The organism is Phycisphaerales bacterium, assembly GCA_020852515.1.
Lineage (GTDB): Bacteria > Planctomycetota > Phycisphaerae > Phycisphaerales > UBA5793 > UBA5793.
The window spans coordinates 100,400-118,950 of record JADZAS010000002.1 but is presented as its reverse complement, the minus strand read 5'-3'; the positions used below and the strand labels follow the sequence as shown (position 1 = coordinate 118,950).

The window sequence follows — 18,551 nt, the reverse complement described above, 5'->3', positions numbered from 1 at the left end:
CGCGGTACACTCGCGCGATGAGTCAGTCTGCCACGCCACGTCGCGGCCGCAAGGGTCCGCCTATTCCAGACAAGATCAACGTGCTGCTCGTAGGCGGCGGCGGGCGCGAGCATGCGCTGGCTTGGCGCATCGCCCAGTCGCCTCATCTGGCCAGCCTTTACGTGACGCACCACGAGAACCCGGGCCTTGCGGCGCTCGCCCAGCCCTGCACGGCTCCGACCGAAGCGCGCGAGCATTGGCGGCTGGTCAAGTGGTGCAACCAGAACAAGATCGATCTCGTCGTCATCGGGCCGGAAGGGCCCCTGGCCGAGGGGCTCGCCGACGCGCTGGCCACCGAGAGCCGGCTCGTGTTCGGCGTAAGCAAGTCCGCGGCCCAGATCGAATCGAACAAGGCGTGGGCCAAGCAGCTCATGCGGTCCTCCTCCGTGCCCACCGGCGAGGCCCGCATCTTTTCCAACTACGAACAGGCCGTGCAGTACGTGCAAAGCCGCGAGGAGATGCCCGTCATCAAGGCCTCAGGCCTGGCCGCGGGCAAGGGCGTGATCCTGCCCGACACGCTCGACGAGGCGATCGAAGCGCTGGCGCAGATCATGAAGCAGCGCGTGTTCGGGAGCGCCGGCGAAACCGTGGTGATCGAGGAACGCCTCAGCGGGCCGGAAGTGTCGATCTTCGCGCTCGTCGACGGCCGCAACATCTACGTCCTCGAGCCGTGCCAGGATCACAAGCGCCTCCTCGAAGGCGACGCCGGTCCGAACACCGGCGGCATGGGGGCCTACAGCCCCGTCTCCTGGCTCGACAATCACATGCTTGGTCGCATCGAAAACGAGATCCTCGTCCCCACCGTCGATGCGCTCGTGCGCGAGGAGATCGAGTATCGCGGCGTGCTCTACGCGGGGCTCATGCTGACGGCCGCGGGGCCCAAGGTCATTGAGTTCAACTGCCGCTTTGGCGACCCCGAATGCCAGGTGCTCATGTCGCGCCTGCAGTCCGACGTGCTCGCAGCGCTCTGGGCGACGGCGGCGGGCCGGCTGGATGAAGTCGAACTCGCATGGGACGATCGCGCCAGTTGCATCGTCGTCATGGCGGCGCCGGGCTATCCGGGCCCGTACAAAAGGGGCCTGCCCATCAGCGGCCTTGACGAGGCCTCTCGGATTGAAGACGTGCAGATCTTCCACGCCGGCACGAAAAAAGCCGACGGCGAGGTCGTGACGACCGGCGGGCGCGTGCTCGGCGTGACCGCCCTGGCGCCGACGCTGAGCGAAGCGCGCGAACGCGCGCTGCAGGCGTGCGATCTCATTTCGTTCGAGGGCGCGCAGCTGCGGCGGGACATCGGCGCCGCCAGCGGCGCGCTCCGCTAGCCGCAGCACTCGAAAACGTCCGCAGGCCCGACGGTTGCGCCGGGCCTGCTGACGTCCTCACTCGAATTGAGCCCGCACATCGGGCTCTCGCCTCAATAGCGGCCACCACCACCACCGCCGCGCCGCATGCCGCCGCCCATGGGCCGCTCGGCTCGCGGCCGGGCTACGTTGACCGTGAGCGTTCGACCCTCGATTTCCTTGCCGTTGAGTTCGCTGATGGCTTTCTGCGCCTCGTCGTCGTTAGGCATCTCGACAAACCCGAAGCCGCGCGAGCGGCCGGTCTGCCGATCCATGACGACATTGGCGCGATCCACCTGCCCGAACTCCGCGAAGAGTTGTTCGAGGTCGGCGTCCGAAGTCTGAAACGAGATGTTGCCTACGTAGATGTTCGTCACGATACTTGATTCCTGCCCGAGAACTGTTCGACTTAAAACCTCAGCGGATACTCGGGCATAACCATGCATCGGCTTTGCCGCAACGCGACGGAGACAACCTCCCTTGCGTTCGGGCGGGGATAGTTTACCATAAGCCGGTGGGAATTTTTGAGAAATTGGCGCGAATCGGGCCACAGAATGTGGATAACTCGCTTTGAGCGGGGCTGACGTGCCGGACGGGGCAGTTCCATTGGTCGATCCACGTTTCGACATCATCGTCATCGGCGGCGGACACGCAGGGGCTGAGGCGGCATGGGCCGCGGCGGGTCTGGGCGCGGATGTCGCGCTGGTGACAATGGACCCAAGTCGCGTGGGGGCCATGAGTTGCAATCCGGCGATCGGCGGGCTCGCCAAGGGACAGATCGTCCGCGAGATCGATGCGCTCGGCGGACTCATGGGCCGGGCCATTGACGCCACCGGCATCCAGTTTCGCACTCTCAACACCTCCAAGGGCGCCGCCGTCCAGGCGCCTCGCGCCCAGGCGGACAAGTACGCCTACGCCGCCGAGGTGCAGCGGCTGCTCGCCTCACGCGGCATCGCCGTGATCGCGGGCACCGTCGATGAACTCCTTATCGAGCGCGGCTGCTGCTGTGGGGCGGTTGTCAACGGAGCGCGGCTCGCGGCCGGCGCCGTCGTGCTCACCACCGGCACGTTCATGCGCAGCCTCATGCACACCGGCGAGCAGAAGGCCGAAGGCGGCCGCGTCGGCGAAGGCTCGGCCGTGGGAATCAGCTTCGCGCTGCGCCAACTGGGCTTCGAACTCGGCCGGCTCAAGACCGGCACGCCGCCTCGCCTCGCCGCCGAGTCGATCGACTTCACCGGCCTGGAGCCGCAACCGGGCGACGAGCAGATCCGCCCCTTCAGCGAGATGACGCCTCACTCCATGCCCGGCGAGAGGTTTCCTGTTCTGCGGCAGGTCTGCTGCCATACCACGAGCACCAACGCCGCGATCCACGATCTCATCCGCGCCAACATCCACCGCGCGCCGATGTACAGCGGTCAGATCGAAGCCGAATGCGGCCCGCGCTACTGCCCGAGCATCGAGGACAAGGTCGTGCGCTTTGCCGACCGCGCCTCGCACCACGTCTTCCTCGAGCCCGAGTCGCTCAACACCAACGAGATCTACTGCAACGGCATTTCGACCTCGCTGCCGCGCGACGTGCAGGACGCCATCGTTCCGCTCATGCCCGGTTGCGAGCGAGCGACGATTCTCAAGTACGGCTATGCGGTCGAATACGACATGGTCTGGCCGCACCAGATCGACGCCACCTGCATGACCAAGCGCATCGAGGGCCTGTTTCTGGCGGGCCAGATCAACGGCACGAGCGGCTACGAAGAGGCGGCGGGGCAGGGCGTGGTCGCGGGCCTCAACGCCGTGCGCTACGCGCGGCGGCAGGAGCCGATCCGCTTTGGGCGCGACCGCTCGTACATCGGCGTGATGATGGATGACCTGGTCACCAAGACGCCGCGCGAGCCGTATCGCATGTTCACGAGCCGGGCGGAGTTCAGACTGATTCTGCGCGGCGACACCGCGCCCGACCGCCTCACGCCCATGGCGCGGGAGTGGGGGCTCATCTGCGAGCGCCGCTGGGAACTGCATCAGAGTCGGGCGGCGCAACTCGGGCGCATCGGCGCGCTCATGCACGAAGTCCGCGTGGATGGCCGGAGCCTGCACCAGCACCTCCGAAGTCGCTCGTTGGCCGAGGAGTCGGTGGCGGACCATCTGCCGCGCGATCTTGAGCGTCGGCTGATCGACGTCGTGATCAGCGACATTCAGTACGAGGGTTACGTGGAGAAGCAGCACGCCGAAATCAGACGCCTGGCAGAGATGGATCAGCGGTCGATTCCGGCGATGTTCGAGTATGCCCGGGTTCCCGGCCTTGGAAACGAGGCCATCGACGTGCTGAGCCGGTTCAAGCCGGCCACGCTCGGACAGGCCGGGCGGCTGGCGGGCGTGAATCCGGCGGATGTGACGCTGCTGGAGATCGCGATCCGCGGGCGCCACAGTGGGGCCGGGACCACCAACGGGCGGCGTCAGGCGCTGACAGGTCCGGTGAAGCCGAGCACCGGGCCAACTTGACGTTTCGCCCTGAACGTCCTTTGATTCAGTTCGATCCTGAACCGGTCGGCAGCCTGAGCGGGTGGGTCCGCGGCCGAAGGTTCTCACTCCGAACAGGTCTTTTGAGGATTGGCGTCTATGGCTCGTTACATCGGCCCGAAGGTCAAACTGTCCCGCAAGGTGGGCGTGCCCATCGCGGACATCCCCAAGCACACGTCCAAGCGGCAGTTGAATCCGCCGGGCCAGCACGGCTTCCGCGGGCGGCGCCTGCGCGACTACGGCGTGCGCCTGAATGAAAAGCAGAAACTGCGCTACCACTACTCGGTGCTCGAGAAGCAATTCCGCCGCGTGTTGGCCGAGTGCACGCGCCAGACGGGCAACACCGGCGAGATCCTGCTTCAGGCGCTCGAGCGCCGGCTGGACAACGTCGTGCGCCGCGCGGGCCTGGCCCGCACGATCTGGGCCGCCCGCCAGATCGTCGTGCACGGACACGTCATGGTCAACGGCCGCAAGGTGGATCGCCCGAGTTTCCAGGTCAACGTGGGCGACGTGATCACCGTCAGGGAGCGCCTCCACAAACTCGTCCGCGAGAACATGGAATCGCTTGCCGGCCACGTCGTTCCCGGCTGGATGGATCTCAATCCTGCGGAACTGTCAACCAAGATCGTCTCCATTCCCACGCCGGACCAGATCCCGTTCGACGTCGATCCGAACCTGATCGTCGAGTTGTACAAGTAATCCACGCCGGGCAGGATCGGGGCGGCGGCCCGCGCCATCCTGCTCACGGGTGGAATCGAAAAGTCGCCGCGGTCGGTCGGGCTCTCTCGGCCGACCGCTGTCTTTAACACGCCCCGACGGTCCGGCGAGACACTTCACCCTCGCCGGACCGAACCTACGATTCGTCCCTGATGTAGAACGTCGCCCGAGGAAGGCTCACCGTCCATGCTGAAGTTTCTGCGAAAGTACCAGGCCTGGATCATGGCTGTCGGCGGATCGCTGCTGATGATCGCGTTTCTCCTGCCTCAGGCGATTCAGCGATTTGGCAACATGGCGCGCAACAAGCCGGTCTTTCGCATCTCGGTGGACGGGTCGACGCGATCAATTGAGACCATGGAATGGCAGAAGGCCAGTTCCGAACTGGCCATCCTCGAGGCGATGTTCAACACGCGCGACATCGGCCCGCTGCTCAACTTCCCCGAGCACGACGAGGCTGATTCGAAATCCGGCGGGCTGCAGGGTGCGGATCACTGGATCCTGCTCAAGCGCGAGGCCGAACTGGCCGGGCTGCTCGGCGGCGTGGGGGACGGCGACCGGCAACTGATGGAACAGGCCGCGAACTTTGCCGCCCAGCAGCGGCTCGAGGTGGATGAAGTCTACCAGCGACTGATCCAGATCCTGCGCAGCGAAGCCGGCCAGGCGAGCATGTCTCTCGACGACGGCAAGCGCGCCTTCGCCGCACTGGCCGGCATCGGCCGGCTCATCGACCTCTACGCTGGCGCTCCTCCCGCCTCGGACAATCGCGTGCGCCACATCTTCGATAAGTTTGAAGACAAGGTAAACGTCGCGCTGGTCTTCGTCGATGCCGCCGATCACATCGCCGATCTGCCCGAACCCGATGAAGCGCTGCTCACCGAGCAGTTCGAGAAGTACAAGCACGTCGCGCCTGGCGAAGGCGAGAAGGGCTTTGGCTATCGCCTGCCCGATCGTGCGCAGGTCGAGTACCTGACCATCGACTACGACAGCGTGATCGACCAGGTGCAGGCCTCGGGGCTCGAGGCCCGCAAGTGGTTCCAGCGGAACGCCGACCAGGCCCGGGCCAATCCGGATGGCAGCCAGCCGACTTTTGACGAGGTCGCCGACGAGGCGATCGACGCCTACCGCCGCTCGAAGGCCGAGGAATTGCTGACCGAGATCTCGCGCTACATCAAGGGCGAACTTCTCAAGAACGTCCAGCCACTCGCGCACGAAGGCGGCTACCGCGTGCTGCCCGAAGACTGGGCTCAGAAGAGAGTCTCGTTCGAGAAGCTCCGCGATGAGATCCAGCAGCAGTTCGGCGTGGATGTCGAGTATCACGCAGATACGACCAAGTGGTACACGATGTCGGAACTGAGTCAACTCGAAGGCATCGGCGGCGCCGTGCGCCCGGCCGGCGTGACCAACATGAGTTTCGGCCAGCTCGTGCAGGCGCATCGCGAACTGGGCAAGAGCAATGTGCCCGGCCTGCAGGCGGGTCTGGCCGACTTCCTGTTGCTTCGCTCCAACGTGTACAACACGTCGCGCGTGGGCCCGACGGCCTATCCCGGCGACGCGTTCCTCTATCGCGTTCTGGACATCGACCTCGCCCGCGCGCCCGAGACGCTCGCCGAAGTGCGCGATCAGGTGGCCAAAGACGTCAAGCGGCAGCAGGCGTTCGAGCAGTTGAAGGCGAACCTCGACACCTGGCGGCAGCGCGGCATCGACGAGACGCTCGAGGAACTCGCCAAGTCAATCGACACGACCGTCCGCCGCGGATCGATCGCGCGCTACGGCAACTTCAACAGCAAGCCCGGCGACTTTGCGCCCAACGGCGTGGGCAGCGTCAACAGCCCGACGATGGTCGCGGCCGTGTTCGACCGCGTCGAGACGTTCGAGCCGCTCACTCGCGTCAACGATCTGCCCATGGAGCAGCGGCTGCTGGCCACGCCGGTGCCTGAGCAGCTGGGCCTTGCCCTTGTGCGCCTCGAGAGCCATTTCCCGCCCACGCGTCAGGCGTGGCTGCGCGCCTTGGACACGGGCATGCGCATCTCCGGCCTGGCGCCGGGTCCGATCTCGCCGACCAAAGTGCTCATGGATCGGACCTTCGCCGACGAGCAGATGGAGCCGTTCACCTTCGAGTCGATGAAGCGCCGCTTCGATTACGTGGATGAGCGGCCCGAGTCGGAGCGGGAACCGGCCGCCGACGGCGTCGCGCCGTCTGAGGGCGAGCCCGAGTCTTCATCCGAAGAAGCCGGCGGCTGAGCGGTCCTCAACCGCCCACCGCGCACGACGTCTCGTAACTGCGGCCGGTGCGGTTCTCGTAGTAGTTGATGAACGCGTTGTTGAGCACGCGATAGCCGCCGGGCGTGGGATAGCGGCCGGTGAAATACCAGTCGCCCGTGTGGCGCGGCAGCGAAGCGCGCAGCCCGTCGATCGACTGATAGATGATCTGCAGTTCACCCTGCCAGTCGATCGTCACCGGCCTGATGATCTCGGCGATCTTGGCGCTGAGACGTTCGAGGCTGATGCCGTCGTAGATGCGCTCGACGTGGTTCTGGTACGCGCCCAGCGGCAAGCCGACCTGCGACTTGCACGATTCGTAGACGTTGTCGATGAGCGACTGTCGTCCGTCTCCGCGGAGGATGGAGATCGCCGCCTCAAAGGCGACGAAGCGCTTCAGTTCGCTCATGTCGATGCCATAGCAGTCGGGATACATGATCGGCGGCGCGCTGCTGAGCACGATGATCTTGCGCGGGTTGAGTCGCGAGAGCATCGTGATGATCGAGTTGCGCAGCGTCGAGCCGCGCACGATCGAATCGTCGAGCACGACCAGCGTATCGTCCGGCCCGACCACGCCGCGCGTGATGTCGTAGACGTGGCTGATCAGATCGCTGCGCTGGACGTCCTGCGTGATGAACGTGCGGACTTTCTGGTCCTTGTGCGCCGCTTTTTCGACGCGCGGGATGCCGTTGGTCAGGCGCAGCACGTCCTCGCGCGTCAGCCGGCCCGCCTGGCTCAGGCGCCAGATCTCCTCGGCGTTGCGATGGCGCATGATGCGCTCGGTTTCCTCGACGAGCCCGAGAAACGCGGTCTCGGCCGTATTGGGTATGAAACTGAACACCGTGTGATCGGTGTCGAAGTTCACGGCTTCAAGGGTGCGCTGGGCGAGTTGCCGCCCGAGCGATTTTCGCTCGCCGTAGATGGCCTTGTCGTTGCCGCGCGAGAAGTAGATGCGCTCGAAGGTGCACTGGCGCAGTTCGCCGGGCTCTTTGATCTGGTGTTCGGCGATTTCGCCGTTGTGCCGGATGACCAGCGCAGCGCCGCGGCCGATGAAGCGGATCTCTTCGGGCTCGACGTCGAAGACCGTGGTGAGCGCCGCCCGTTCGGAGGCGACCGCCACGATTTCATCATCCTGGTAGTAGAACACCGGCCGGATGCCGTTGGGGTCGCGATAGACGAACGCGTCGCCGTTGCCGATCAGGCCTGAGAAGACGTAGCCGCCGTCCCAGTCCTTGCTCGCCCGGCGCAGCACGACCGGAATGTCGAGCCGGTCGCTCACTTCGCGCGCCAGGTCCTCTCCCGCCAGGCCGGGCATCTGCCGGGCGAGTTCGACGAGCAGATGGTCGTTCTCGCGGTCGAGGTAGTGGCCGACCTTTTCCATGACGGTGAGCGTGTCGGAGACGCCGACGGGGCGCAGGCCGTAGCCGATGAGTTCGGAGAAGATCTGGTCCGCGTTGGTGAGATTGAAATTGCCCGCGAGCACGAGGCTGCGCGTGGCGGCGGTGTTGTGGCGCACGTAGGGGTGGCACGTCGCCACGCCGTCGTCGCTGAAGGTGCCGTAGCGCAGGTGCCCGAGGTAGAGTTCGCCGATGAACTCGAATCGTTTCTTGAGCCGCTCGTCGGGCCGCCCGGTGTGCTTGCGCTTGGCGATCTTGGAAAGATCCTTGTGGATGTCCTCGAAGACGACGGAAACGGCGTCTTTCTTGGCGGATCGCTTGCGGAAGATGTACGGCTCTCCCATGGGCATGTCGAACTTGACGACCGCGACGCCCGCGCCGTCCTGGCCGCGGTTGCGCTGCTTGATCATCAGCAGTTGGAGTTTGTCCAGGCCCCATGCGGCCGAGCCGTACTTGGCCCGGTAGTGGCTCAGGGGCTTGAGAAGCCGGACCACCGCCAGCCCGCATTCATGCTTGATGGGATCGCTCATGGATTGCTCAATCTTAACGGCGGGAGAGGCCGCGACAAACGAGGCTTGAACCGCAAGTGCCGTCCAAGAGAATGATCACACGCCCAGCCAGCGGATGAGCGCCGCGACGCCAAGCACGCCCAGCAAAGCGCTGATCACGAGCAGCGCCAGCGCCGACCGGCCGGATGAGGCTGAAAGGTGATTCGCGACATCGGCTGACGACTTCCCGCCGAGGGTCGGCGACGCTGGCACGATGCGCAGCCGGTCGGCCAGTTCCCAGGCCGAGTCGGCGCCGGCGGACGCCAGGCGGGCTTCATCCTGCACAATGGCGATGACGAGGTTGGCGTCGAACGGCCTCATGCCCAGGTCATGGGCGAGGCCCAGGAGCCGTTCGCGCCGGTCAGCAGTGAGCGAGGCGCCCTGCAATTCGGCGCGGGTCCGGGCGGCGAGCACCCAGCGGGGGTCAGCCGGATCGAGGTCGGCCGCGAGCGAGGCCGCACGATTCTCACGCGCAATCGCCCTCGCCGCCGGCGAGTCAGCGGCGGACGGGCTCGTGCCGACGAGCCGCAACGGCCCGCCGGTCAGGCGGAGCACGGTCGAGGAACCAGGGGCGGGACGGAGGTTCAAATCGCTTTCCCTTTCGGGGTCAGACGAATCGAGCCTCCCTGCTCGCGCGCTGCGCGGACGGCCTCTTGCCGTCCGCTTGAGCAAGTGTAATCGAAAACGGGTGAGGAGCAAGGCGATGCGCGGAGCTGGGTGAGATTGCCTGCTTTATCGGAGTGAAGTGGCGGCCAGCCTGGCCGCCGCGTCCGCGCGAGCGGTGGCGGTCTGGAATGCACGGGCTTTCCCGCGAAATCGATCGCAGGTCCGATCCCGTGGGATGAAAAACCAGCCGCAACGTGTTCATTCGGCGACGCCTGCGCGTATGGTGCGTACTTTCGGTGCGCGCCGCGGCAGGGGTCGAAGCCGGCCGCCGGAGCGACCGGGTCGAGGAGCATGGGTACTTTGCTAGGGGACCACCATGAAGAAGAGAGGCATGTTGGCTGCGCTGTTGGCGGCCGGTTTCATCAGCGCCAGCGCGCTGGGCTCGAGCACGCCACTGCAGCAGCTGCTCGATTCGCGCCCGGGCGTGCGAGCCTTCAACTGGGAGGGGAAACTGTCGCGCCTGTACGGGGCGCCGATGTCCACGGGCTCGGACCCCGAGGACAGCGCGTGGAATCTGCTCGAACAGCATGCGGCCGCCTTTGGGGCTGACCTGGCCGATCTTCAGCAGCTCGCCACAGCCGACGGCCTGGCCTACCAGCCGGTGATGTACAACCGCGGGACGGGCGATTACAAGTTCTTCGCGATCTACTTTGCACAGGTTCGCGGCGGCGTCTCGGTCTTTGACAGCAACCTGACGCTGGTCGTTCGCAACGACCGCGCCGCGGGCTACCCCGTCGTGCTGGCCGTCAACAACCTCAAGGACCTGAGCACCTACGTCCAGCCGCAGGGCCAGATGAACGAGTCGCAGGTCAAGTCGCTGCGCAACGGCTATCCGGTGACGGAGGCGCTCGACCGCGTGATCTACGTCGATGAAAAGGCGGGCGAGCAGCCTGTCGCCCGGCTGGCATTCACGTACATCAGCGAGACCGGCTCGCCTGAAGACGGCATCGCCATCGGCATCAACGGCGAGCACCGCCACGGAACCTACGACAAGCGACGGCTGATCGTCGATGCCGTGACGGGTCAGACCCTTCACGAAGAGACGCTCGTTCACTCGGTGGACGTGGTCGGCAACGTGAAGGGCAAGGCGACTCCCGGTCTGCTTCCCGACAAGACGAACAATGTGCCGATGACGGTGGACCTGCCCAACGTGACCGTCCAGGTCGTCGGCGGCAACAGCGCCAATACGGATGCGGCCGGCGACTACGTCATCTCCCACAGCGGCAACACGCAGGTGACCGTGCGCAGCCGCATGGTTGGCCCGTCGCTGCTGCAGGGCGTGTTCCCGACCGGGGGCACGGCGATCCAGATCGACCTGAATGTTCTGCCGCCCGGCCCGGCCGACTTCATCCACAACGACGTGCCGACGGAACTGGTGACCTCGCAGGTCAACGCGATGCTGCAGACGTCGATGATCCACAGCCGCGTCATTGAGATCAACCCTTCGTATCCAAACATCAATCGCACGTTCCGCGCGAACGTCAATCTGACGGATACCTGCAACGCTTTCTACAACGGCTCGTCGATCAACTTCTACCGTCGCGGCGGAGGCTGCTGGAACACGGCCTATTCGACGGTCGTGCACCACGAATACGGCCACAAACTCGTCGGCGACGCCGGCACGAACCAGGGCGCCTACGGCGAAGGCATGGGCGACGTCATGGCCATCGTCATGACTGAAAGCCCGATCACCGGCGAAGACTTCTTCGAGAGCGGCCAGGACATCCGCGACGCCCGCGCCGGCAGGCAGTATCCCTGCTCGGGTGAAATCCACTTCTGCGGCCAGATCCTTTCAGGCTGTGCGTACTTCACTCAGGAAGCGCTCCGCGTGACTGAGCCTTCGGAGTATCGCAACATCCTCGCGGATCTCGCCATCAACTCGATGCTCTTCCGGCCGTCAGGCATCACGCCGGGCGTCACGATCGACTGGCTGACGCTCGATGATGATGACAACAACCTCGGCAACGGCACGCCGCACTATGCTGAAATCGACGACGGCTTCAGCCGGCACAACATGGATCCGCCGCCGCTCGAACTGCTTGATTTCAGCTATCCCAACGGCCAGCCGGCGCGGATCGATCCCGCGGGCGGAACGACGTTCCGGGTGAGCGTCTCCGGACTCAACTCGCAGCCCCAGTCCGGCACCGGCACGCTGCACTACAACGACGGCACGAGCGGCTGGCTCGACGTGGCGATGAATGAAGTTCAGCCGAACATCTATGACGCCACGTTCCCGGCTATCGAGTGCGGCCGAACGGTGCGCTACTACGTCAGCGCTGAAACCACGGACAACGAACTGGTCACCGATCCGGACAATGCTCCCGTCGGCAGCTTCTCGACGATCTCCGCCAACGGGATCATCACCTACTTCGCCGACAACTTCGAGACCGACATGGGTTGGACGGTTCAGAACCAGAGCCTTACCGACGGCGCTTGGGAGCGCGGCGTTCCGGCCGGCGACGGCAGCCGACAGGATCCCGCCAATGACTACGACGGCTCCGGCCGGTGCTTCCTGACCGGCAACCGCAGCGGCAATTCCGACGTGGACGGCGGGCCCACGCAGCTCACCTCGCCCACGTTTGACATGAGCGCCGGCGACGGCACGCTGCGCTACGCCCGCTGGTTCGTCAGCGTGAACGGCGTGACCGATCGCTTCACCGTCGAAATCTCCAACAACAACGGCGCCAACTGGACCACCATCGAGAACATCACCAGTCAGGGTGAGCAGTGGGTCCTGCGCGAAGTTCAGGTCGGCAACTACGTCGCCCCGACCGCGACGATGAAGTTGCGCTTCACCGCGACGGACAATCCGAACGACTCGGTGACCGAAGCCGGTATCGACGCCGTCGAGATCTTCAAGATCGACTGCGGCGGCGGTTACACGCTCAACGTCACCGGCTCGTGCCCCGGCTCGGTCAACGTCGCCTGGAGCGGCGCCCAGCCGAGCGTGCAGCAGGGCATCGTGTTCGGCAACAACCTGGGCACGACGATCATCCCCACCGGGCCGTGCCAAGGCACTTCGCTTGGCATCTCCGGGTCGGTGCAACTGATCCAGACGATCAGCACCGGCAACGGCGGCGGCTCGATCAACGGCAACGCCAACCAGGGCGCGTGCGGCCACTACCTGCAACTCGTGCAGGCTGGCTCGTGCCAGACGAGCAATCCGGATCAGATCCCCTGATCGACCTCACGGCACGGAACCCCGAGAGCCCCTCTCCGCCCAGCGGAGAGGGGCTCATCATTTGGCGGCGAGCTACCTCCCCGAATCAAGGGAGTGCTGTTCGCATTCTGCCGTACAGGAGGTTAATTCCGGTAAGAAAGTTGTTCAAAAGTGCCGCGGGTGGCCGGGTCCTCTCAAAATATCCGGTACTATGGGACCTAGTTTGGAGGGGGCGGTTTGCACGTGGCACAACCGGCCGTCCCTCCGTCAACCTGGAATGAGGAGAGGCAATCATGAGACGTTTTACAGTGGCAGCCATGGCGATGTTGGCTTGCGCGGCAACCGCGCATGCTGACGGATTCATCGCCAGCAGTGACTTTTCGGGCGGCGAGAACGTGCTGACGTTCAATGCCCTGGACATGACGACGCTGGGCCATCCCACCGCGAACCTTGGCAGTGGCGTGACGGTCACCGACAGCGGCGGCGGAACGGGCAACGGGGCCTGGCGCGGCAACACGGATTGGAGTGCGTACTTCGACAACATTCCCGGCTCGTCGCAAGGCCGGGCTCTGGCCGACAGCTGGGGTATGTCGGACCTGCTCTTCAACTTTACCGGCGCGGGCAATCCCAACCGCGTGGGCATGCTGCTCTCCACCGGCGTACAGACGACGTGGACGGTCCGGGTCTACAACCCGTCGTTCAGCCTGATCGAAACCGCCACCGTGACGATGCCGGCCGCACAGGACGCATGCTTCATCGGCTTCCACGCCACGGGCGGCATCGGCTATGTTCGCGTCAGCGACAACGAAAACGGCTTCATCACCATCGTCGACGACCTGCGCTTTGAGCACTCCGGCGGCAACAGCCTCTACGAGCGCTTCAACGACGACATGATCGGCTGGACCTCGCGATGGTTCTATCTCAACAGCAACGCCGGCAACTACTACGTCTCCACCGGCAACTGCGACGAGAACAATCGTGGCAACAACTCCTGCGGCGTGTGGATCACCGACACGCAGACCTGCGGCGCGGGTGTGGGCGGCACGATGTGCCAGATCGTCTTCGACGCCGCATTCGCTTCGCGAATCCAGTACTTCGCGTTCGATCTGTCGGCCTACACGGCGCAGGCCCTGCGCATCTACGACTCCAGCGGGAACATCATCCTCAACGTCCCGGACGTCGTGCGGACCAATGATGTCTGCAGCGGTGAGCGCTACAGCGTGACGAGCAGCAACGGCATCTCGCGCATCGTCATGGACTCGTCGGCTAATGGCGGCGGGCAGATCGAAGGCAACACGGCCTGGGACAACATCGTCGTTTCGCTCCGCAGCGGCGCCTGCGACATCGACCAGAACGCCGACACCAACAACTCCTACATGGCCGGATTCAGCCAGGCTGACCTCGCCCAGTCGTTCCAGCACCAGAGCGCCTCGAGAATCTGCGGCGCCGGGATCGAACTGCGCTCCGGCATCGGTGAGAAGGACACGGTCACGATCGAACTCTGGGACCGCCTCCCGAACGCGGGCGGCACGCGGCTGGCCTCCGGTTCGGCCGTCGGGACGCAGGGTCAGTGGATCGATGTCTACTGGAACCCCGTGTCCATCGTCGCCAACAGGACGTACTACCTCGTGTTCAAGGGCAACACCACCCTGGGCATCTCCGGCGATACGAGCAATGGTTACCCGCACGGCCAGGTCTTCGCCAACGCCGGCTTCCAGCCGTTCCCGAACTACGACTACACGTTCCGCACCTACAGCGGCGCTGGAGGCGGGTTCAACCTCTCAGTTACAGGCACGTGCCCGGGCACGGTGACGGTGAACTGGTCGAATGCGATTCCCAACGTCACCCTCGCACTGGTGTTCGCCAAGAACACTGGCTCGTTCGTGATTCCCTTCGGGCCCTGCCAAGGCACGGTGCTTGGGCTGGGCAGTAACAGCATCCAGCTCGTGAACACGTTCGGATCCGGCGCCTCGGGCAGCGGCCAGCGCAGCGGAGCGGCGGGGCAGGCCGCGTGCCGCGGCTACCTGCAGATGCACGACATCCCGGGCTGCAACTTGAGCAACGTGGCTCAACTCCCGTGATCGCCTGACCGTTCTTCGGCTCACAACGTCGCGGCTCCCCGGCAATCGTTGCCGGGGAGCCGCGTCATTTTTTGATTCGTCCGCAGCCGTAGAATGACCGCACCTGGCGCCGGAGGCGGCGCCGCAACGAAACCTGCCGCAGGAGAAGTCGAATGCAGTCGCATGAGATTGACTATGAGATCATCGGCGATGATCTCCAGGCCGTGGTCATCACGCTCGATCCGCAGGAGGCCTGTGTGGCCGAGGCCGGGGCGATGATGTACATGGAAGACGACATCGAAATGGCCACGCAGTTGTCGATGCAGGACGGCGGAGGACTGTTCGGCAAGCTCTTCGAGGCGGGCAAGCGGATGATCGCCGGCGAGAGTTTCTTCATCACGATGTTCGCCAACAAGGGCGCCCAGCGGCGCAACGTCGCGTTCGCCGCGCCCTATCCGGGCCACGTTGTGGCGCTGCCGCTGCGCGAGCACGGCAACCACGTCATCTGCCAGAAGGACGCGTTTCTTTGCGCGGCGTACGGCACCAACGTCGAAATCGCCTTCAACCGCCGCCTCGGCGCCGGCTTCTTCGGCGGCGAAGGATTCATCCTGCAGCGACTCACCGGCGACGGCTATGCGTTCCTCCACGCGGGAGGCTCGGTGACCCGGCACCGACTCGAACACGGTCAGACGCTCCGCGTCGATACCGGCTGCATCGTCGGCTTCGAAACCACGATCGATTACGACATCCAGTTCGTCGGCGGCGTCAAGACCGCCCTCTTCGGCGGCGAGGGGCTCTTCCACGCCGTGCTCCGCGGACCCGGCACCGTCTGGCTCCAGACGCTGCCCTTCAGCCGGCTCGCCGATCGCATTCTCGCCTGCGCGCCCAGTCGCGGCGGTAAGCAGACGGGCGAAGGCTCGGTGCTCGGCGGTGTGTGGCGCATGATCGACGGGCGCTGAGGGCCACCCCCGCACGCTGCAGCGCGCGGCTCAACCCGGCCAACTGTGCATGCGCGGGCCCGGCGACTGCGATCGGATGATCTCCGCCTCCGCGTCGAGCATCTGGTTCCAGCGGCTCTTGACGATCTTCGCCGGCACGACCTGTTCGGCGAGATCGATGAAGATGCGGTAGTGGCCGTGTTCTGACGCCCAGAGGTTGCCGTAGAGTTTGCGCAGCTCGCGATCGTCGGTGCACGCTTCGGCCAGCAGCGCAAAGCGTTCGCAACTGCGCGCCTCAATGAGCGCCGAAACCATCAACCGGTCCATGAGTTCGACGGTTCCTTCTCCAAGCCGCACGAGTTCGCGCAGCGCATTGGCGTAGGGATTGCGGTGGTTCTTGGTCAGTCGCCCGCCGCGGCGCGAGATCAGCCGCGTCACCAGCGCGAGGTGTTCGACTTCATCCCGGGCCACGGTTGCCATCGCCTTCACCCAGTTCTCCGGCGGGACGGGATCGGGCCAGCGGTGGAGCAGTTCCAGCGCGTTGCTCGCCGCTTTCTTTTCGAGATGGGCGTGATCGTTAAGCAGCGCCATGCGGTCGCCGGCGAGCGCCTGCTCGGCCCAGGCCCGCGGTGTATTCATTCGAAGCGGCAGGGCCTGCAGTTCGGCGGCGGGGGGCGACGTGGGCATGGCGTATTGTTGGCGCGCCTGCGCGGCCGGCGTCAGTCGCTCAGCGCGATTTCGAAGCCGTACTCGTGCGAGTTGTTCGAATCGACGATGTCGCGCTCGCCGCAGCGCACAAAGCCCATGGACTCGTACATGGCATGAGCCGCGGTAAGGCGCGTGTCCGACCAGAGAACGAATCGCCTGCGGCCGCGCGACCTGGCGTAGCGCATCGCCAGCGTGGTCAGGGCCCGGCCGAAGCCGCCGCGCCGGTGGTCGCGATGCACGTAGAGGCTCTTGAGTTCGGCGGTGTTCTGATCCTCCTCGTGCAGGTGGACCGCTGCAGTGGCGATGAGGCGCCCGTCGCGGGCGTCGCGCACAACCCAGAATTCGCCCCCGTTTTTGCGAAAGTAGGCGCCGGGGTCGGCCAGGTGCTGTTCGGCTTCATCCGCAAGCACCAGGGTCATGCCATACTCGCGATAGATGTCGCCGATGAGCCGGTAGATATCCTCCAGATCGTCGGTTGTGACTGGTGCAATGGAGCAGTTGCTGAGCATCAGGTGCGTCATGGATTCGTCCCGGTGTGCTGCGTTCGGCCGGCCGCGATTCGGAGGCTATGCGCACCAGAGCCGATCATCCAGCCGGACCGCGGTGCATACGATCCCACTCGCGGCGCACAGCGCGCTGCGTTGCCGCGACGTCGAGAGGTGACTAACGGTGGCCCGTCTGCACGAATACCAGGGAAAGGCGCTGCTTGCACAAGCGGGCCTCAACGTACCGCGCGGGTCGGTTGCGGCTTCGCCCGAGGAGGCGCATCGCGCGGCGGTGAAACTCGCCGGCCCGGTCGTAATCAAGATTCAGGCGTGGACGACGGGCCGCAAGGCGATGGGGGGCGTGGCGTTCGCCAACACGCCCGACGAGGCGGCGGCAGCAGCCCAGCGTCTGCTTGCGATGAGAGTCGGCGCGTTTCCAGTTGAGCAGGTGATCGTCGAAGAACAACTGCCAATCGAGCACGAAGTCTTCGTCTCGATGAGCATCGATGACGCCGTCCGCCGGCCGGTGCTGCTCTTGGCCGTGACCGGCGGCTCGGGCATCGAAGATCGAGCTGCCGACGTAGCCCGCATCGGCGTGGGAGTGGATGGAAGAATCGAGCGAGCAGATGTCGCCGCCAGGCTTGCCGCTTCGTGCATAAGCGACAAGGCGCAGCCGGCCGTCGTCGAAGCCATCGCCCGAATCGCGGCCTTGGCGCGGAAGATCGAAGCGCGATCGCTTGAAGTCAATCCGCTGGTGACGACGCGCGACGGTCGCGTGGTCGCGGCGGACTGCCGCATGACCATCGACGACTACGCCGTGTTCCGCCACGGCGAACTCGGCATCGACATCGCCCGTGAACTCGATCATCCGCCGACGAGGCTCGAGCGCATCGCCTACGCCATCGAGCAGGATGATCATCGCGGCACGTTCTACTTCGCGCAGCTCCCGCCCGATCCGGACAAGCCGCTCATCGGCTTCCACGGCGCGGGCGGCGGCGGATCGATGATGTCGATGGACGCCATCACTGCGGCTGGATTTTCGATCGCGAATTTCACCGACACCTCCGGCAATCCATCCGTTGCCAAGGTGTATCGCGCAGCGCGCATCATCCTCGCCCAGTCCGGGCTCGTGGGCTACTTCGGCTCAGGCAGCGGCGTCGCCAGCCAGGAACAGTTCCATTCCGCCTACGGCCTCGCCAAGGCGTTTCTCGAGATGAACCTCGCCATTCCCGCGGTCATCCGCCTTGGCGGCAACAGCGAAGACCGGGCCGTCGAGATTCTCGAGGATGCGTGCCGCGATCTTCCCGCCAAGGTGCGCGGCTTCAAGAAGGACGACACGCCGGCGAAGTGCGCGGAGGCGTTCGCCCAGCTCGTGCAGCAATGCGGCGGCAAGCCAGCGGCGATGAGGCGCTGCGTTCCCGATTTCGTCGGCTCGGCGCAAGCCCGCTCGTTTCCCATCAGCGGCGGTCGCGTCTGGATCGACGTGGACCGCTGTGATGATGTCGTAACAGAGGCGGTGGTGCTTCATAGCGCCGGGCTGTTCAAGAACGAGATCACCAAGCCGGCGCTCGCCGTGCCTGAGGAAGAAGTTGCAACCAAAGACAGCGAGTTGATCGCGTGCGAAATCGAGTGCCGCCGCGCCGGCCATCCGGTGGTTTTCGTTGATCTGCCCATCCCGGGTCTGGATGACACTTGATGCCTCGACCCCTTGATGCCTGAATAG

General features: G+C 65.2%; 13 protein-coding genes. 8 read left to right on the top strand and 5 right to left on the bottom strand.

Features of this window, described 5'->3' with window-relative positions:
* Window positions 1-17 precede the first annotated feature (17 nt).
* Window positions 18-1,358 (top strand): phosphoribosylamine--glycine ligase, encoded by a 1,341-nt coding sequence (gene purD / locus IT430_00610; GenBank protein ID MCC6906415.1) that lies wholly within the window; start codon window positions 18-20, stop codon window positions 1,356-1,358.
* A 92-nt stretch (window positions 1,359-1,450) separates the two neighbouring features.
* On the opposite strand, the gene IT430_00605 is transcribed toward purD, so the two are convergent.
* Window positions 1,451-1,822: an RNA-binding protein gene (locus IT430_00605; protein ID MCC6906414.1), complete on the bottom strand. Its 372-nt coding sequence runs from the start codon at window positions 1,820-1,822 to the stop codon at window positions 1,451-1,453.
* Window positions 1,823-1,982: 160 nt separating this feature from the next.
* On the opposite strand from IT430_00605, the gene mnmG reads away from it, so the two are divergent.
* From mnmG to IT430_00590, 3 genes are all read left to right on the top strand, one after another.
* The gene (mnmG, locus tag IT430_00600) at window positions 1,983-3,872 is read left to right on the top strand and encodes a tRNA uridine-5-carboxymethylaminomethyl(34) synthesis enzyme MnmG (GenBank protein MCC6906413.1); all 1,890 of its coding nucleotides are present in this window, start codon (window positions 1,983-1,985) and stop codon (window positions 3,870-3,872) included.
* 117 nt (window positions 3,873-3,989) lie between these two features.
* Window positions 3,990-4,589 carry a 30S ribosomal protein S4 gene (gene rpsD / locus IT430_00595; protein MCC6906412.1) on the top strand — a complete coding sequence of 200 codons (600 nt, stop codon included), beginning with the start codon at window positions 3,990-3,992 and terminating at the stop codon, window positions 4,587-4,589.
* A 204-nt stretch (window positions 4,590-4,793) separates the two neighbouring features.
* On the top strand, window positions 4,794-6,848 hold the full coding sequence (locus IT430_00590) for a hypothetical protein (protein ID MCC6906411.1): 2,055 nt from the start codon (window positions 4,794-4,796) through the stop codon (window positions 6,846-6,848).
* Window positions 6,849-6,855: 7 nt separating this feature from the next.
* On the opposite strand, the gene IT430_00585 is transcribed toward IT430_00590, so the two are convergent.
* Together IT430_00585 and IT430_00580 are read right to left on the bottom strand one after the other, a co-directional pair.
* Window positions 6,856-8,793 (bottom strand): hypothetical protein, encoded by a 1,938-nt coding sequence (locus IT430_00585; GenBank protein ID MCC6906410.1) that lies wholly within the window; start codon window positions 8,791-8,793, stop codon window positions 6,856-6,858.
* Window positions 8,794-8,868: 75 nt separating this feature from the next.
* Complete coding sequence (locus IT430_00580; GenBank protein ID MCC6906409.1) at window positions 8,869-9,366, bottom strand: hypothetical protein; 498 nt, start codon at window positions 9,364-9,366, stop codon at window positions 8,869-8,871.
* Between the two features lie 442 nt (window positions 9,367-9,808).
* Between IT430_00580 and IT430_00575 the strand changes: the two genes are divergently transcribed.
* From IT430_00575 to IT430_00565, 3 genes are all read left to right on the top strand, one after another.
* On the top strand, window positions 9,809-12,658 hold the full coding sequence (locus IT430_00575; GenBank protein MCC6906408.1) for a hypothetical protein: 2,850 nt from the start codon (window positions 9,809-9,811) through the stop codon (window positions 12,656-12,658).
* A gap of 272 nt (window positions 12,659-12,930) precedes the next feature.
* Entirely contained in the window at window positions 12,931-14,718 is a 1,788-nt protein-coding gene (locus IT430_00570; GenBank protein MCC6906407.1) for a hypothetical protein, read from the top strand.
* Window positions 14,719-14,870: 152 nt separating this feature from the next.
* Window positions 14,871-15,656 carry a TIGR00266 family protein gene (locus tag IT430_00565; protein ID MCC6906406.1) on the top strand — a complete coding sequence of 262 codons (786 nt, stop codon included), beginning with the start codon at window positions 14,871-14,873 and terminating at the stop codon, window positions 15,654-15,656.
* A 30-nt stretch (window positions 15,657-15,686) separates the two neighbouring features.
* Here the strand turns inward: IT430_00565 and IT430_00560 are convergent, their stop codons facing one another.
* Both IT430_00560 and IT430_00555 read right to left on the bottom strand, forming a co-directional pair.
* Window positions 15,687-16,322, bottom strand: a complete 636-nt coding sequence (locus IT430_00560; GenBank protein MCC6906405.1) for a tRNA-(ms[2]io[6]A)-hydroxylase — start codon at window positions 16,320-16,322, stop codon at window positions 15,687-15,689.
* Window positions 16,323-16,354: 32 nt separating this feature from the next.
* Entirely contained in the window at window positions 16,355-16,864 is a 510-nt protein-coding gene (locus tag IT430_00555) for a GNAT family N-acetyltransferase (protein MCC6906404.1), read from the bottom strand.
* Between the two features lie 148 nt (window positions 16,865-17,012).
* On the opposite strand from IT430_00555, the gene IT430_00550 reads away from it, so the two are divergent.
* The gene (locus tag IT430_00550; GenBank protein MCC6906403.1) at window positions 17,013-18,524 is read left to right on the top strand and encodes an acetate--CoA ligase family protein; all 1,512 of its coding nucleotides are present in this window, start codon (window positions 17,013-17,015) and stop codon (window positions 18,522-18,524) included.
* The last annotated feature ends 27 nt before the right edge of the window (window positions 18,525-18,551 follow it).

What these genes read in the sequence shown, in the direction of transcription:
- purD (MCC6906415.1), top strand. Translation starts at nt 18, where the DNA reads ATGAGTCAGTCTGCCACGCCACGTCGCGGCCGCAAGGGTCCGCCTATT.
- IT430_00605 (MCC6906414.1), bottom strand. Translation starts at nt 1,822, where the DNA reads ATGCATGGTTATGCCCGAGTATCCGCTGAGGTTTTAAGTCGAACAGTT.
- rpsD (MCC6906412.1), top strand. Translation starts at nt 3,990, where the DNA reads ATGGCTCGTTACATCGGCCCGAAGGTCAAACTGTCCCGCAAGGTGGGC.
- IT430_00590 (MCC6906411.1), top strand. Translation starts at nt 4,794, where the DNA reads ATGCTGAAGTTTCTGCGAAAGTACCAGGCCTGGATCATGGCTGTCGGC.
- IT430_00585 (MCC6906410.1), bottom strand. Translation starts at nt 8,793, where the DNA reads ATGAGCGATCCCATCAAGCATGAATGCGGGCTGGCGGTGGTCCGGCTT.
- IT430_00575 (MCC6906408.1), top strand. Translation starts at nt 9,809, where the DNA reads ATGTTGGCTGCGCTGTTGGCGGCCGGTTTCATCAGCGCCAGCGCGCTG.
- IT430_00570 (MCC6906407.1), top strand. Translation starts at nt 12,931, where the DNA reads ATGAGACGTTTTACAGTGGCAGCCATGGCGATGTTGGCTTGCGCGGCA.
- IT430_00565 (MCC6906406.1), top strand. Translation starts at nt 14,871, where the DNA reads ATGCAGTCGCATGAGATTGACTATGAGATCATCGGCGATGATCTCCAG.
- IT430_00560 (MCC6906405.1), bottom strand. Translation starts at nt 16,322, where the DNA reads ATGCCCACGTCGCCCCCCGCCGCCGAACTGCAGGCCCTGCCGCTTCGA.
- IT430_00555 (MCC6906404.1), bottom strand. Translation starts at nt 16,864, where the DNA reads ATGACGCACCTGATGCTCAGCAACTGCTCCATTGCACCAGTCACAACC.